The organism is Ruegeria sp. BA12, from assembly GCF_056539625.1.
This window is the reverse complement of the sequence record NZ_JBQFVF010000002.1, coordinates 16,718-30,031: the sequence shown is the minus strand read 5'-3', so window position 1 is coordinate 30,031 and position 13,314 is coordinate 16,718. Positions and strand designations below refer to the sequence as shown.

The following is a 13,314-nucleotide window of genomic DNA, read 5'->3' as shown; positions in this document are numbered from 1 at the left end:
GTCTCGGCTTGGGCATTTCGGGCTGGCGATGCAGCCCCGAGCCACGGTATAATGTCGGGACATACATGCTCAGGCTTGCGCGGCAGCGTCAAGGGGACATCCCGTTCTTGGCGCTGCGGCAAGCAAATGCCGCAGCAGACGGCGAACATGTGATCGATGCAGGGCCAAGACGAGAGGCAATTGTTATGGGCGGATTTGTCGGCGGAATGATCGTGGGAACGGTCGCTGTTCTTGTGCTGGGGGCGGTGCTGTCTTTGAACATGCCTTTGACCAGCAAACCGAACGTGGCGGTTTCTGCGCCTGAACCCTCTCTGGCTGATGTCCCGGATACTGTGGCGGACGCCACTGATACCGGGGGTGACCCCGATGTGCTGGACTTGCCACCAACCACACCCGAATCTGTCGGCGAACAGACGGACACGCTGGCTGAATTGTCAGATGTCGAGGTTGAGCCCGATGCCCAGCCCAAAGTCAACCTGGACCCGGCGCAAGTCGATGCGCCCAGCGTTGCTCAATCAGCTCCTGTAATTGCAACCACTGTGGCCCCGGTCGCTCCACAGGCCCCGCCGTTGTCGCAGGTATCCCCAAATGCCGAAGCCTTGCCTGAGGTGTCGCTGGAGGTGCCTGAACCTCAGCCTGAACCGGCCGTCGAACAAGAGCCCGAGGTTGTGGAGGCCGAGCCGAAACCAGAACCCGAGGTTGCCGAGGGGGCTCAGAAATCGGACCCTGTTGTTGCCGACAGCGCAGCACAACCGGAACCCGAGGTCGCCGCAGCCGCCGATCCGGAAACCGAGGAAAACCCATTTGTCGACAGCCCAATCGCCGTAGAAGGTGATGAGGATACAGCACCGCGCAATCTGCCCCGGATCGCGTCGGTTCCGCAAATTGGCGGGGCAAGCGAAGCGACCACAGTCTCGACAGTCGGAACGCGCGTGGTTCCATTGACGGAACGTGATGATGGTATTGAGGTCAGCACGACCAACGTGGCGGCTGCCCTCCCGGGCAAGCCGATCGAGGCTTATGCGGCGGAATTCGAAAACCCCGAATCCAAGCCGTTGATGTCAATCATTCTGATCGACGATGAAGGTGCCTATGGGGCTGAAGCTCTGCATGATTTTCCTTATCCGCTGAGTTTTGCCGTCAGCCCGTCTGATCCGGACGCTGTTGAAAAGATGGCGCGTCACCGCGAAGCCGGGTTCGAAGTTCTGGCTCTTGCTGACTTACACGAAGCCGCCAGCGCGCAGGATGCCGAAGTATCGCTGGCGGTATGGCTCGACACGCTGCCGGAAACGGTGGGTATTCTCGAAGGCGTGGATTCGGGCATTCAGGGCAATCGCAAGCTGGCCGACCAAGTGGCCGCAATTGCTGCCGGTACAGGGCGTGGTCTGATCACGCAGGACAATGGTCTGAACACTGTCCAAAAACTGGCTGCGCGCAACGGTATTCCATCGGGTGTGATTTTCCGCGATATCGACGGTGCGCGCCAGGACCCCAAGATCATGCGTCGTTTTCTGGACCAAGCGGCATTTCGTGCCGGGCAGGAGGGGACGGTTGTAATGCTGGGCCGTCTGCGCCCTGACACGATCTCGGCTTTGTTGCTGTGGGGGCTTGAAGATCGGGGCAGCCGTGTGGCGATGGCCCCAATCTCCGCAGTGATGATGAAAGAGGTTCAGTAACCTCGAAACAACAAAAACGGCTGGCCCTGAAAGCCTGCCGTTTTTTTATGTGTTGCCCGATCCTGTGAACCGGGACGCATCGGCAGCAGCGCGGCGAATGGCGTTTGATTTATGGACGGTTTCCATAAACTCTGCCTCGGGGTCGCTATCAAAAACAACACCGCCGCCCGCCTGAATATAAAGCTTGTGATCCTTCACGATGGCCGTGCGCAGAGCAATGCACATGTCCATGTCGCCGCCGGCACTGAAATAACCGACACCGCCGCCATAGATGCCGCGCTTTTCAGGCTCTAACTCGTCGATGATCTCCATCGCGCGCACTTTTGGCGCGCCCGAGACGGTGCCCGCAGGCATCCCGGCAAAAAAGGCGTCCAATGCGTCTTTGTCTTCGGCCAGCTCTCCGACCACGTTCGACACGATGTGCATCACATGGCTGTAGCGTTCGATGATGAACTCTTCGGTTGGCCGCACCGTTCCGATCTTGGCCACGCGGCCGGTATCGTTGCGGCCCAGGTCCAGCAACATCAAGTGTTCGGCCAGCTCTTTCTTATCGGCCAGTAGATCGACCTCGTTGGCCTTATCCTCTTCGGGGGTTGCGCCACGGGGTCGGGTACCTGCGATGGGGCGGATTGTCACTTCGTCGCCAAAGACACGCACCAGAATTTCTGGGCTGGCACCGACCACCTGAAAGCCGCCAAAGTTGAAATAGAACATGAACGGAGAGGGGTTAGTGCGCCGCAATGACCGATAGAGCGTGAAGGGCGGCAGCGGGAAATCCTGTGTCCAACGCTGAGCTGGTACCACCTGAAAGATGTCACCTGCGCGGATGTATTCCTTGGCCTTTTCAACCGCTTCCATATAGCCGGATTTGGTGAAATTCGACTCCGGAGGCGCGACTTCAGAGGCGTCGCCCAGATCGCGAGTCTCGGCGGGCATGGCGCGTTCTAAATCGCGCACTGCGTCCATCACACGCTCAGCGGCTTGCGCATAGGCAGCCTTGGCGGATTGCCCCTCGGCGACCCAGGCAGGGGAGACGACCGTGACCTCTCCCTTTACACCGTCCAGAACGGCGATGACCGATGGGCGCAGCATAATCGCATCGGGTAGGCCCAGTGGGTCTGGGTTCACATCCGGCAGATACTCGACCAGACGCACCATGTCATACCCAAGATAACCGAACAGCCCCGCGGCGGCTTGAGGCAAATCGTCAGGCAGCGCAATCCGGCTTTCGGCCAGCAAGGCACGCAGATTGTCCATCGGATTGCCATCCTGAGGCGAAAACGCGTCGGCATCGAACCTGGCCGAACGGTTCAATTCGGACGTCTCACCCCGGCAGCGCCAGATCAGGTCCGGTTTCATCCCGATGATTGAATAGCGGCCACGCACCTCGCCTCCGGTCACGGATTCCAGCATAAAGGCGTCTTTCTGCGCACCGGTCAGCTTGAGCATCAGGGACACAGGCGTATCCAGATCGGCTGCCAAACGGGTGTAAACGACCTGATTTTCGCCAGCCTCATAGGCGCGGGCGAAGCTGTCAAACTCGGGGGTCAGGGCCATGTTCGGTCTCTTTTAATAGCTCGACTGCACGGCGTTCAGCGCGCGTTGGTCAATCACGGGACGGGCGCGGGTCTGCGCGTCGCGCACATAAGCGTCAAAGATGTTCTGGGCCAGCGCCTGATTTAGCTGTGCTTCCAGCGCGGTTTGTACCTGGCGCAGTTCATCAGTTTCGGCGGGCGGTAGCAATTCTTCAAGACGCACGACGAACGCCGTGCCATCGCCAGGAATGACTCGCAGCTCACCAGGCTCCATCTCGAACACCTGACCCATGAAATCTGCCGGCACATCCTCAAGGAAAGCGGTGCGGGTCAGCGCATTTTCAACCCGGAACGGCAAACCGGTGGCGGTGAAATCGCCGTCAGCATTCAGTTGCTCCAGAGCGGAATTTGCATTTTCAGCCAACGCCTTGCCGGTTTCCACCTGCGTCCATGCGGCGGCCACACGATCACGTGCGCTTTCCAGAGGCTCGGGGCGTTGGGGCAGCACCTCGTTCAAACGCAAAGCAAAGATCGAACCGTCTTCGAGGAACGCAACCTCGGGGAAATCGCCTTCGTTTACGGCTTCGGCAGCGGCGCGGAAACCGTCATAGGCGGCGACGCCTTCACCGCTTTCGCGGGTCCAGTCGATCTGGCCCAATTCCATTTCGGTCTCGCCGGTCAGTTCTTCCAGCGTTGCACCACCAGCGAGCAGATCGTCAATGTATTCGGCCTGTGCTTCGATTTGACGACGCGCGCGGTCGGCGGCCAGTTCTTCGCGCAGGGCAGGGGCGGCATCTTCGAACGGCGTGTTGTTTTCGGCCAGCGATCCGTTGATGCGGAACAGCGCGGGGCCGAAGGTCGAGGGCAGCGGGCCAACAACCGCGTCCAGATCGGCGGCAAAGACGGCATCAGCAGCTTCGCCCAGATCTTCGCGGGTGACGTCGCCAAGGTCGATATCGCTCAACTCTAGCTGGCGATCTCGCACGAGGTTTTCGAACGTGGTGCCACCGACCTCAAGCTGCGCAATCGCATGCTGTGCGTCTTCTTCGTTCGGATAAGTCAGACGTTCGACCAGACGTCGCTCGGGCTGATAGAATTCCGAGGCACGCTGATCATAGAGGCGACGCACCGCATCCTCATCAATCTCGACACTGTCCAACAGCATGTCGGGCGACAGAATCGCATAAGTCAGTTGCTTGGTACTGGGCAGGGTGAACTGATCCTGATTCTCATCATAGTAAGTCTGGATCTGCTCATCCGTGGGTGCAGGAACAGGCGATGTCAGGGCGTCGGGCCCGACCGTCGCAACGGTAAAACTGCGGCGTGCGCCGACATAGTCCGTCAGCACTTGCGTCAGAAGCGAAGGCATCTCAACCCCGCTGATCACCGCGTTTTGCACGATGGTGCGCGAGGACTCCTTGCGCAGATCCGATTCGAATTCGGTATCCGTCATGCCAGCCTGTTCCAGCTGGAACTGATAGGCCTCACGGTCAAACGTGCCGTTGACGCCCTGAAAGGCCGGGATGGCGACGATTTCTTCTTGCAGGTTCTCATCCCCGATCGAAATGCCCAGCTCACCGACTTCGTTGTCCAGCGCGGCCAAAGCGGTCAGGCGCGACAGGGCCAACTGATCCAGACCGAACTCATGCGCCTGAGACATTTGCAAGGGCTGGCCGGTCTGGCTTTCGACCGCGCGGATTTCGCGCTGCAATTCGCGAACGTATTGGTTGATCGAAACTTCTTCGTTCCCAACTTGCGCGACGGTGCGCACGGTGCCGGTCAGGCTTGTTGCGCCAAAGCCCGCAAGGCCCAGCATCAATAGGCCCATGAGAATCCAGACAAAGGTCTTCGATAGGTTTTTCATGCCTGCGGCCATGGTGCCCTCTTAATCTTGTGGCAAGGAACTGCCCTGTCGGTTGCGGCCCTGAATACGACGCGCACCGCCGGGGGGCAAGCTCAGAAGGACAGGGCTTGCAACCGTTCGAACAATTGCTGAATACCGGCGCGGTCGAGATTAGCGAATGCAATGCGCATCTGGCGTTTTCCGGCGGGATCATCTGGCGGCATAAACATCGTTCCGGGCAGCAGAAGGATGCCGGCCTCCGCCACCAGACGGCGGGCCAGTTCGTCCGAGGGGATATCGAACGGATGTTCGAAATAGGCGAAATAGGCGCCCAAGCCTAACAGACGCCAACCCTTGTTAGTCAGGTTTGGCAACTGCTCTTGGATAGCCGCGCGGCGATCGAGGATTTCGTCACGCTCTCCGGCGACCCATTGCGACAGGTTCCGCATGCCCCAAAGGGCCGCGAATTGGCCGATCTGACCGGGGCAGATCGCCACCGTATCAAGGAATTTTTCTACCTCGGATAGCAGGTCAGCACCGGTTGCAATGGCACCAACCCGGTGGCCGGTCAGGCGATAGGCTTTGGAAAAGGAATAGAGGTGAACCAGCGTCTCGTCCCAGCCGGGCTGCGCGAACAGGTCATGCGGCGGGCCGCTGCGGCTGTCGAAATCGCGATAGGTCTCATCGACCAGCAAGCGCAGACCGTTTTCACGGGCCAGTTCGTAGAACGCGCGCACCAGATCGGCCGGGTATTCCACACCACCCGGGTTGTTCGGCGTCACCAGAGCGATGGCGCGGGTTTTGTCGGTGATCAAAGCGCGGGCGGCATCAGGATTAGGTAACAGATCATCACCGGTCTTCAGGTCAACGGCATGTACCCCGGCCATGTCCAACCACATTTTGTGATTAAAATACCATGGGGTTGGCAGGATGACCTCATCCCCTTCGTCAGTGATAGCCGAGATTGTGGCGGCAAATGCCTGATTGCAGCCCGAGGTGATTGCGACCTGATCCGGTGCGACCTCGACGTCATAGTGCTGACCAATTTGCACCGCCAGTTCGGTGCGCAGATCCGGATTGCCCAGCACGGGCCCATACAGATGGGCCCGATCCTCGGTCACCGCAAATTCGGCCATGGCCTGACGCAAGGCCAAAGGGGGCGGATCGACCGGCGCGGCCTGGCTGACATTGATCAAAGGCTGGTCGTCAGGGAAATTCGCGCCTTCCAGCCAGCGCCGCGCCTCCATCACCGGTGGGGCGAAGGTGGCGGCGGTGCGTGTCCGGGTCATGCGAGATCCTAGATGTTCAGGAAAAGATCAGTCTGTGCCGCGGTAGGGCTCGACATATTGCAGGGCCATATCCCACGGGAAGAAGATCCACGTATCCTGGCTGACTTCGGTGATGAACGTATCCACCATCGGGCGGCCTTTGGGTTTGGCATAGACAGTGGCAAAATGCGCCTTGGGGTACATCGCACGCACCAGTTCCAGTGTTTTGCCGCTGTCGACGAGATCGTCGATGATCAAAACGCCTTCACCATCACCCATCAGATCGGCATCAGGGGCTTTCAGCACCTCGGCTTCGCCTTGTTCCTGATGGTGATAGGACCGCACGCTAATCGTGTCGACGGTGCGAATGTCCAGCTCACGGCTGGCGATCATGGCTGGGGCCATACCACCGCGTGTGATCGCAACAACCGCGCGCCAAGCACCGTCGTCCGGTCCTTGACCATCCAGCCGCCATGCCAGAGCACGGGAATCGCGATGGATTTGGTCCCAACTGATGTGAAAGCCTTTTTCGTGAGGCAGACGGTCCTTGGCGCTCATTGCGTTAACCCTTTTCAACGTCCGGGGCGTCGACGGCTTTCATACCGACGATGTGATACCCCGAATCTACGTGCAGATTTTCGCCCGTGACACCACTGCTGAGATCGGACAGCAGATACAGCGCTGATTTACCGACATCGTCGATGGTCACGTTGCGGCGCAGGGGCGAATTATACTCGTTCCACTTCATGATATAGCGGAAGTCACCAATACCGCTGGCTGCCAGCGTCTTGATCGGACCGGCCGAGATCGAGTTCACCCGGATACCGTCTTTGCCCAGATCCTCGGCCAGATATTTGACCGATGCTTCCAGCGCGGCCTTGGCGACACCCATGACGTTATAGTGCGGCATAACCTGCTCGGCACCGTAATAGGTCAGAGTGATTGCACTGCCGCCTTCGGACATCATCTTTTCCGCACGCTGCATGACGGCGGTGAAAGAGTAGACCGAAACATCCATGGTCAGCTTGAAATTCGCCCGGCTGGTATCGACGTACCGACCACGCAGCTCATTCTTGTCGGAAAAACCAATCGCGTGAACCACGAAGTCCAGCTTGCCCCATTTCTGTTCCAATTCCGAGAACAGAGCATCAATCGAGTCCTCGTCACCCACATCACAGGGAAGAACAATTTCACTGCCCAGCTGCGCCGCCAGCGGATCGACCCGCTTTTTTAGGGCATCGCCCTGATAGGAAAAGGCCAATTCGGCCCCGGCATCGGATAAAGCGCGGGCAATGCCCCATGCGATCGATTTATCATTGGCCAGTCCCATGATGAGGCCGCGTTTGCCGGCCATCAACTGATTTGACATGTTTGGTTCTCCGCCTGTCTTCGCGATTTGTTGCGTTGGTTTATGCCATTGGATGCGCTGCATCAAGGCCGCGTACTCTTGCCCGCAGCGGGTTCTCGCCCTAGGGTGGCCAATAATAGTTTCCGGGGGATGGAAATGACCGAGCGTGACGGCATCTTCGCTGGCTCCGATCCGTTTGAAATAGCGGGGCGGTGGCTGGGTGAGGCCAAAGACAGCGAACCGAACGATCCCAATGCAATAGCGTTGGCAACCGTCGATTCTGACGGCATGCCGAACGTGCGTATGGTGCTGTTGAAAGAAATCGAATCCGGTGCCTTTGTATTTTACACCAACTACGAAAGTGCCAAGGCGGCCGAATTGAATTCGGCGGGCAAAGCAGCTTTTGTAATGCATTGGAAATCATTGAGGCGGCAAATCCGTGTTCGTGGTACAATAACCCGCGAAAGCGGGGCGCAAGCCGATGAATATTATGCGTCGCGCTCGCTAAAAAGCCGTCTTGGGGCTTGGGCTTCGAAACAGTCTCAGCCTCTTAGCAGCCGGGCTGCTTTGATGGCAGAAGTTGCAAAGGTGACCGCGAAATTAGGGCCGAACCCACCGCGACCACCGTTCTGGGGCGGGTACAGGTTAGTGCCGAGCGAGATTGAGTTTTGGGCCGATGGTGCATTCCGGTTGCACGACAGGTTTCAGTGGCGCCGGGATCAGGAAGACTCGGCATGGGATGTACAAAGGTTGAATCCATGACATTCGCGTATCGTGAAATGCAACACAAAGAAATCAAAGGATTTTTTCAGCTTGAATTTGCGAGCCAATCCCATACACATCGGACCCTTAACGAACTATTAATTTTCGCGATAGGAATGCTGTGCCGGAAGACCTGAACAATATGTACCGCGTTCGAGGACACGTGAAATGGTTTGACCCCGCTAAGGGGTACGGGTTCGTTGTGTCCGACGAAGGTGGCCCGGATATTCTGTTGCATGTGAACGTGTTACGTAACTTTGGTCAAAGCTCGGTCGCCGATGGCGCCGGGATCGAGATCATGACGCATCGCACTGACCGCGGCGTTCAGGCGGTTGAGGTTGTCAGCGTAGACCCACCGGCGCGCACCGACTCAATGATGTTGGCGGATTTCGCGGAACTTGATCCGGTTGTGATCGCCGAGGCTCCTTTGGAAGCGGCGCGGGTGAAATGGTTCGACAAGGGCAAGGGTTTTGGCTTTGCCAATGTTTTTGGTCGGGACGAAGACGTTTTCCTGCATATCGAGGTGCTGCGCCGATCTGGTCTGGCTGATTTGCAACCAGGCGAAGCGTTGGCGATGCGCGTCATTAATGGCAAACGCGGGCGTATGGCGGCTCAGGTCCTGGCCTGGGAAGCTGCACTGGACGAATAATACCAGATGATCAGACTGTTAACGGTTCTTGCAAGTGTGACAATGCTGTGGGCCGGTAACGTGCTGGCTGCGTGCCAGGTGGATCGTGTCGGGCTGCGGAACGACAAAACTCAGGTCAGTTTCAACGTCGAGCTTGCAATCAGTCCGCAGGATAGGGCGCGTGGATTGATGTTTCGCGAGTCGCTGCCGCAACGGTCTGGAATGCTGTTCGTGTTCGATCCGCCGCAGCCAGTCGCCTTTTGGATGAGAAACACGCTGATTCCCTTGGACATCATTTTTCTGGATCGTACAGGCGCTGTTGTTCATGTGCATGACAACGCGATTCCCGGGGATGAATCACTGATCGAAGGCGGAGATTCGGTGTATGCAGTCCTGGAAATCAACGCTGGATTGGCGGCGCGTTACCTGATCACCCCAGGAACACAGATGCAGCACGAAATTTTTTCGCAAGGTCCTGCAATTTGGCCCTGTTAGGGCTTTTCAAATCAGAATGGCGACGTTAGGAAGGCGCACGGTCCGGGGCGTGGCGCAGTCTGGTAGCGCACCTGTTTTGGGTACAGGGGGTCGTAGGTTCGAATCCTGCCGCCCCGACCACTTCTCATAGCTGTTCTTCGAGAAAAACAATGACCTACCAAGGTCTTAATTGGCTTCGTAGGGTTAGCCGCCGATACTACGTTGAACGGGGACGAACGCGGGCGGGCGCTGGAACACCCAAAAAAAGCTGGGAAAAAGTGGGGTAGAGATCTGAACCTGATCCCTGATTCTTTGAGCATAGAATTCGACTTATCTGTTCTTGGAGGACTTTTCAGTGTTCTGTATGCGGTAGTACAAAAGACTGCTGCATTTTTTCCTTTACTAGGTAGTATAATTTTGGACTTTCTCTGCGATCAGTTCCAACAGCGGCTAAGCGCAGAAACCAGACTTTGCAGACTTTGGCCTACGAGCCAATGCGGACAATCAACACCTTTCTCGGATGTTGCGGTTGCGGCCCGCTTATCCACAACAGCAGTCACCTAACTGAATTGGCGGACACGAGTCAGTTGCGTAGGAACAAAAAACACAGCAATCGCCTTCTAGCGGTTTCAAGATTGCCTTGCACGATTTGCATTCATAAAACCACTGACACGACTCAGTTGGCATTTTCTCGGTTTCAACGTGCCCACACCGAGGGCAGGTCAAAGTGCTATCCAGCACCAAAGTTTGTCTCGTCATTGTCTCACATCTGCATGATTAGATAATCGTTGATTTGAGCCTCATTGAACACGATGACCCACGCCAACGCGGTAGTCGCGGTGCTTCCAACAAGCCACCATTTCAGATTTGCCAACGTCCCGTTTCGATGCGCTACGAACCACGAAACCGCGACCAGCGCTGTTGAGATGGCGAGAACATAGTAGCTTGCTGCCGCTATTTTTCCGAATATCGCCAACCAACTGCCACCTAAGCCGAGCAACATCATGGCCATTGGAAGAACACAGCATGTCGCGACCCCCAGAGCTGAAACCGATCCCAGGTAGCTGAGGGTCACATATTTTTTCATCTTTCGCTCCCTGGGTGCTCGATTTGAATGTGTTGAGGCACCGGCATTCAGAACGTATAACTCCTGTAGTAACTACAGGATCAAGCGGAGGTACTTCACATGATTGCGATAGGTGAGGCTTCCCGGCAAAGCGGGGTTGGAATAGAAACCATCCGCTATTACGAGCGCGAAGGTATCGTACCAAGACCCGCGCGAGCTCTGAACAATCGTCGCCTCTATTCAGCAAGCGATGTGGGAAGACTTCGATTTTTGAAGAAATGCCGCGACCTGGGGTTTCCTCTCTCAGACGCAAAGGCGCTTTTGGAGTTGTCAGAAGGAAGTGCCGAAGACTGCCGGTCAGTGAAAGAACTGGCCGAGGCACACATTGCCAGCGTTCAAAGCAAGATTGATGAACTCAGACGTCTGGAGCACGCCTTGAGTGAGCTTACGGCCAATTGTGATAGCGGAAACGTTCAATGCCCGATGCTGCAAAGACTGAGAACGATGGATGATATCTGACTCTGGCCGCTGGGCGGAATCAAAGTATCTGAGATTTGGCCAGATCGCGTCAGACCAAGGTCTGTGGTGCGGTAACAGATTGTAGTTCATAGTCGATTTCACGATGAGAGTGAAAGTAACTGACCTGACGATTGGCAATTGGTCGTTGTCGCGAGTGTTTCTTGCGGCCAGCATCGTTGTGATGGGCACTGCTACTGCAATCGTCGGGGTCTGGGTGTCAAATCGAATCCAGAACGCAGTCGTGCAAAACTCCGCCAACTCTGCGGCTCTATATATGGAAAGCGTAGTATCCCCGCTCAGCCAGGAATTGGCTCATGGCGACCGCCTTTCTGAGCAGGCGAGCCTGGCGCTGGACGAGATATTCATGACCCAGCCAATGCGTGACCGCATTGTCTCTTACAAATTCTGGAAACAAGGTGGTGTGATTGCCCACGCCTCGGATACAGACATCATTGGAAACCGTTTCAATCCAACGGATGACTTAAGGCGGGCGTGGAGCGGTGACATCTCCGGCTCTTTCGAAGAGCTTGATCATGCCGAAAGCGCCGCCGAGGCGTCATTGGGGATACCACTGCTTGAAGTTTACAGCCCCATCCGCGAACTCTGGTCCGGCGAAATCATCGCAGTTGCGGAGTTCTACGAAAGAGCTGATCAGCTTGAGTTAGACTTAGCCAAGGCCAGGCGAACAAGTTGGTTGGTCGTCGGTTCCGCATTTCTGGCAAGTACTATTGTTTTGTATTCCATCGTCGCAATTGGTGACAAAACAATTCGACGACAGGGGACTCTTCTTAAACAGCGCCTGACAGAAAGTGAGAGGATGGCCGAGCAGAATGCCCGGCTGCGGTCGCTTGTAGTCGACGCGTCAGAAAGATATGCCACGCAAACAGATCGGTTCCTCAAGAAACTCGGTGCCGAGCTACATGACGGTCCTGCGCAGTACCTGTCGCTCGCGGCACTAAGACTGGAGGCGGCGTTTTCCCAAGAGGCCGAAAGGCCTAAAGAGGCAGAGGAAATTCAGCAGTCTTTGCAAAAGTCTCTGGCTGAAATTCGTGCAATATCGCGAGGGCTGTCCGCGCCAGATATCGACAGCCTGTCGCTCGTCGATGTTGTGAAGAGAGCCGTAGAAGATCACTCGGAGCACAGCCCGTTGCGACCCGATGTTTCGTTCCAAGGTATTCAGGCTCCGGAGTTGTCATTGTCCGGCAAGCTGTGCATTTTTCGGTTCCTTCAGGAGACGCTTTCCAATGCCGCGAGATATGCTCCGGCTTCCAAGTGCACTGTTATCTCAGAGGCGCAGCACGATTGCATAGTTGTGAAGGTCAAAGATGACGGACCTGGGTTTGACAGGTCAGAAGAAACCACGTTGCGAGATGATGGTGGCCAGGGGCTTATGGGCTTACGGGATCGGGTCGAGAGTATTGGCGGCAGGTTCGAAGTCGCATCGAGACCGGGTGAGGGCACGACCATTTCTATGACACTCTTTCCCAGAAGGTTAGGCACATCATGACTACATCTGTCGTAATAGCTGATGATCACCCGATATTTAGGGATGGTTTACAACGCACGTTAAATGAAGCAGATGGTTTCGAAGTTTTGGCCGCTGGGTCCAACGCTGAAGAGGCAGTGTCGCTGGTCGGCACGCATCAGCCGGACATAGCCATTCTTGACCTCTCGATGCCCGGTGGCGGGATTAGCGCGACACGTAGAATTGCGGCAATGGCAAATCCGCCCGTCATTGCAATCTTGACGGTTTCAGAAAACAGCAGCGATGTCGCGGACGCCTTGGAGGCGGGCGCGATTGGGTACATTGTGAAGGGAGTAACCGCGAGCGAACTAACCGCTTCCTTACGCAGCATCGCCGCAGGTGAAGGATTCGTATCTCCAGGCTTGGCCTCGCGGGTATTGCTTCAAATCAACGCTGGCACCGGCATGTCTGTTAGCAGCAGCATTCTCGATGACCTTACGCATCGTGAAGAAGAAATTCTGAGGCGTGTGGCCAAAGGGCTGAGTAATCGGGAAATCGCTGACGAGTTAGACCTTCAGGAAAAGACCGTGAAGCACTACATGACGGCAATCCTGTCGAAGCTTCATGCGCGAAATCGGGTAGAGGCCGCGCTCATTGCCCATGATGTTTGGAACAAGGGAGATTAACTGCGGGCTCTTTGACGACGATGGCGGCCCCTCACTAAGAGGCG

The 13,314-nt window shown here is 56.6% G+C and carries 14 protein-coding genes and 1 tRNA gene; 8 read left to right on the top strand and 7 right to left on the bottom strand.

The features are described from left to right. The first annotated feature begins 65 nt into the window (after nucleotides 1-65). Nucleotides 66-1,676 (top strand): divergent polysaccharide deacetylase family protein, encoded by a 1,611-nt coding sequence (locus tag ACR0B0_RS05630; protein WP_480646818.1) that lies wholly within the window; start codon nucleotides 66-68, stop codon nucleotides 1,674-1,676. Between the two features lie 45 nt (nucleotides 1,677-1,721). On the opposite strand, the gene trpE is transcribed toward ACR0B0_RS05630, so the two are convergent. The 5 genes from trpE to fabI all read right to left on the bottom strand — a co-directional run bounded on the left by trpE (nucleotide 1,722) and on the right by fabI (nucleotide 7,691). Beyond that, a complete protein-coding gene (trpE, locus tag ACR0B0_RS05625) occupies nucleotides 1,722-3,233 on the bottom strand; it encodes an anthranilate synthase component I (protein ID WP_480646816.1) in 1,512 nt (503 codons plus the stop codon). 12 nt (nucleotides 3,234-3,245) lie between these two features. Then, nucleotides 3,246-5,087, bottom strand: coding sequence for a peptidyl-prolyl cis-trans isomerase (locus tag ACR0B0_RS05620; RefSeq protein ID WP_480646814.1), 1,842 nt, complete (start codon nucleotides 5,085-5,087; stop codon nucleotides 3,246-3,248). A gap of 80 nt (nucleotides 5,088-5,167) precedes the next feature. Beyond that, nucleotides 5,168-6,343, bottom strand: coding sequence for an aminotransferase (locus ACR0B0_RS05615; RefSeq protein ID WP_170348821.1), 1,176 nt, complete (start codon nucleotides 6,341-6,343; stop codon nucleotides 5,168-5,170). Nucleotides 6,344-6,370: 27 nt separating this feature from the next. Further along, nucleotides 6,371-6,880 (bottom strand): xanthine phosphoribosyltransferase, encoded by a 510-nt coding sequence (gene gpt, locus ACR0B0_RS05610; protein WP_170348820.1) that lies wholly within the window; start codon nucleotides 6,878-6,880, stop codon nucleotides 6,371-6,373. A gap of 4 nt (nucleotides 6,881-6,884) precedes the next feature. After that, nucleotides 6,885-7,691, bottom strand: a complete 807-nt coding sequence (fabI, locus tag ACR0B0_RS05605) for an enoyl-ACP reductase FabI (RefSeq protein WP_170348819.1) — start codon at nucleotides 7,689-7,691, stop codon at nucleotides 6,885-6,887. A gap of 135 nt (nucleotides 7,692-7,826) precedes the next feature. Here fabI and pdxH point away from each other — a divergent pair, with 135 nt between their 5' ends. The 4 genes from pdxH to ACR0B0_RS05585 all read left to right on the top strand — a co-directional run bounded on the left by pdxH (nucleotide 7,827) and on the right by ACR0B0_RS05585 (nucleotide 9,675). Further along, complete coding sequence (gene pdxH, locus ACR0B0_RS05600; protein WP_170348818.1) at nucleotides 7,827-8,432, top strand: pyridoxamine 5'-phosphate oxidase; 606 nt, start codon at nucleotides 7,827-7,829, stop codon at nucleotides 8,430-8,432. A gap of 142 nt (nucleotides 8,433-8,574) precedes the next feature. Then, complete coding sequence (locus ACR0B0_RS05595) at nucleotides 8,575-9,081, top strand: cold-shock protein (RefSeq protein ID WP_174818762.1); 507 nt, start codon at nucleotides 8,575-8,577, stop codon at nucleotides 9,079-9,081. Between the two features lie 6 nt (nucleotides 9,082-9,087). Continuing rightward, entirely contained in the window at nucleotides 9,088-9,555 is a 468-nt protein-coding gene (locus ACR0B0_RS05590; protein WP_170505766.1) for a DUF192 domain-containing protein, read from the top strand. A 43-nt stretch (nucleotides 9,556-9,598) separates the two neighbouring features. Next, nucleotides 9,599-9,675: transfer RNA gene (locus tag ACR0B0_RS05585), tRNA-Pro, on the top strand. A gap of 399 nt (nucleotides 9,676-10,074) precedes the next feature. Here ACR0B0_RS05585 and ACR0B0_RS05580 read toward each other — a convergent pair. Together ACR0B0_RS05580 and ACR0B0_RS05575 are read right to left on the bottom strand one after the other, a co-directional pair. After that, nucleotides 10,075-10,293, bottom strand: coding sequence for a GDCCVxC domain-containing (seleno)protein (locus ACR0B0_RS05580; RefSeq protein ID WP_480646811.1), 219 nt, complete (start codon nucleotides 10,291-10,293; stop codon nucleotides 10,075-10,077). A gap of 4 nt (nucleotides 10,294-10,297) precedes the next feature. Next, entirely contained in the window at nucleotides 10,298-10,621 is a 324-nt protein-coding gene (locus tag ACR0B0_RS05575) for a hypothetical protein (RefSeq protein ID WP_170396301.1), read from the bottom strand. 99 nt (nucleotides 10,622-10,720) lie between these two features. Here ACR0B0_RS05575 and ACR0B0_RS05570 point away from each other — a divergent pair, with 99 nt between their 5' ends. The 3 genes from ACR0B0_RS05570 (at nucleotide 10,721) to ACR0B0_RS05560 (ending at nucleotide 13,270) form a co-directional block, all read left to right on the top strand. After that, on the top strand, nucleotides 10,721-11,119 hold the full coding sequence (locus ACR0B0_RS05570; protein WP_170396303.1) for a MerR family transcriptional regulator: 399 nt from the start codon (nucleotides 10,721-10,723) through the stop codon (nucleotides 11,117-11,119). 103 nt (nucleotides 11,120-11,222) lie between these two features. Beyond that, a complete protein-coding gene (locus ACR0B0_RS05565; protein WP_480646809.1) occupies nucleotides 11,223-12,626 on the top strand; it encodes a sensor histidine kinase in 1,404 nt (467 codons plus the stop codon). Beyond that, complete coding sequence (locus tag ACR0B0_RS05560) at nucleotides 12,623-13,270, top strand: response regulator (RefSeq protein WP_170396307.1); 648 nt, start codon at nucleotides 12,623-12,625, stop codon at nucleotides 13,268-13,270. The genes ACR0B0_RS05565 and ACR0B0_RS05560 overlap by 4 nt, the downstream gene beginning before the upstream one ends. The last annotated feature ends 44 nt before the right edge of the window (nucleotides 13,271-13,314 follow it).

Excerpts from the sequence above, each read along its gene's own strand:
- ACR0B0_RS05575 (WP_170396301.1), bottom strand. The coding sequence starts at position 10,621 with ATGAAAAAATATGTGACCCTCAGCTACCTGGGATCGGTTTCAGCTCTG.
- ACR0B0_RS05595 (WP_174818762.1), top strand. The coding sequence starts at position 8,575 with ATGTACCGCGTTCGAGGACACGTGAAATGGTTTGACCCCGCTAAGGGG.
- ACR0B0_RS05570 (WP_170396303.1), top strand. The coding sequence starts at position 10,721 with ATGATTGCGATAGGTGAGGCTTCCCGGCAAAGCGGGGTTGGAATAGAA.
- pdxH (WP_170348818.1), top strand. The coding sequence starts at position 7,827 with ATGACCGAGCGTGACGGCATCTTCGCTGGCTCCGATCCGTTTGAAATA.
- ACR0B0_RS05590 (WP_170505766.1), top strand. The coding sequence starts at position 9,088 with ATGATCAGACTGTTAACGGTTCTTGCAAGTGTGACAATGCTGTGGGCC.
- ACR0B0_RS05630 (WP_480646818.1), top strand. The coding sequence starts at position 66 with ATGCTCAGGCTTGCGCGGCAGCGTCAAGGGGACATCCCGTTCTTGGCG.
- ACR0B0_RS05620 (WP_480646814.1), bottom strand. The coding sequence starts at position 5,087 with ATGGCCGCAGGCATGAAAAACCTATCGAAGACCTTTGTCTGGATTCTC.
- ACR0B0_RS05565 (WP_480646809.1), top strand. The coding sequence starts at position 11,223 with ATGAGAGTGAAAGTAACTGACCTGACGATTGGCAATTGGTCGTTGTCG.
- fabI (WP_170348819.1), bottom strand. The coding sequence starts at position 7,691 with ATGTCAAATCAGTTGATGGCCGGCAAACGCGGCCTCATCATGGGACTG.
- trpE (WP_480646816.1), bottom strand. The coding sequence starts at position 3,233 with ATGGCCCTGACCCCCGAGTTTGACAGCTTCGCCCGCGCCTATGAGGCT.
- ACR0B0_RS05615 (WP_170348821.1), bottom strand. The coding sequence starts at position 6,343 with ATGACCCGGACACGCACCGCCGCCACCTTCGCCCCACCGGTGATGGAG.
- ACR0B0_RS05560 (WP_170396307.1), top strand. The coding sequence starts at position 12,623 with ATGACTACATCTGTCGTAATAGCTGATGATCACCCGATATTTAGGGAT.
- ACR0B0_RS05580 (WP_480646811.1), bottom strand. The coding sequence starts at position 10,293 with ATGACGAGACAAACTTTGGTGCTGGATAGCACTTTGACCTGCCCTCGG.
- gpt (WP_170348820.1), bottom strand. The coding sequence starts at position 6,880 with ATGAGCGCCAAGGACCGTCTGCCTCACGAAAAAGGCTTTCACATCAGT.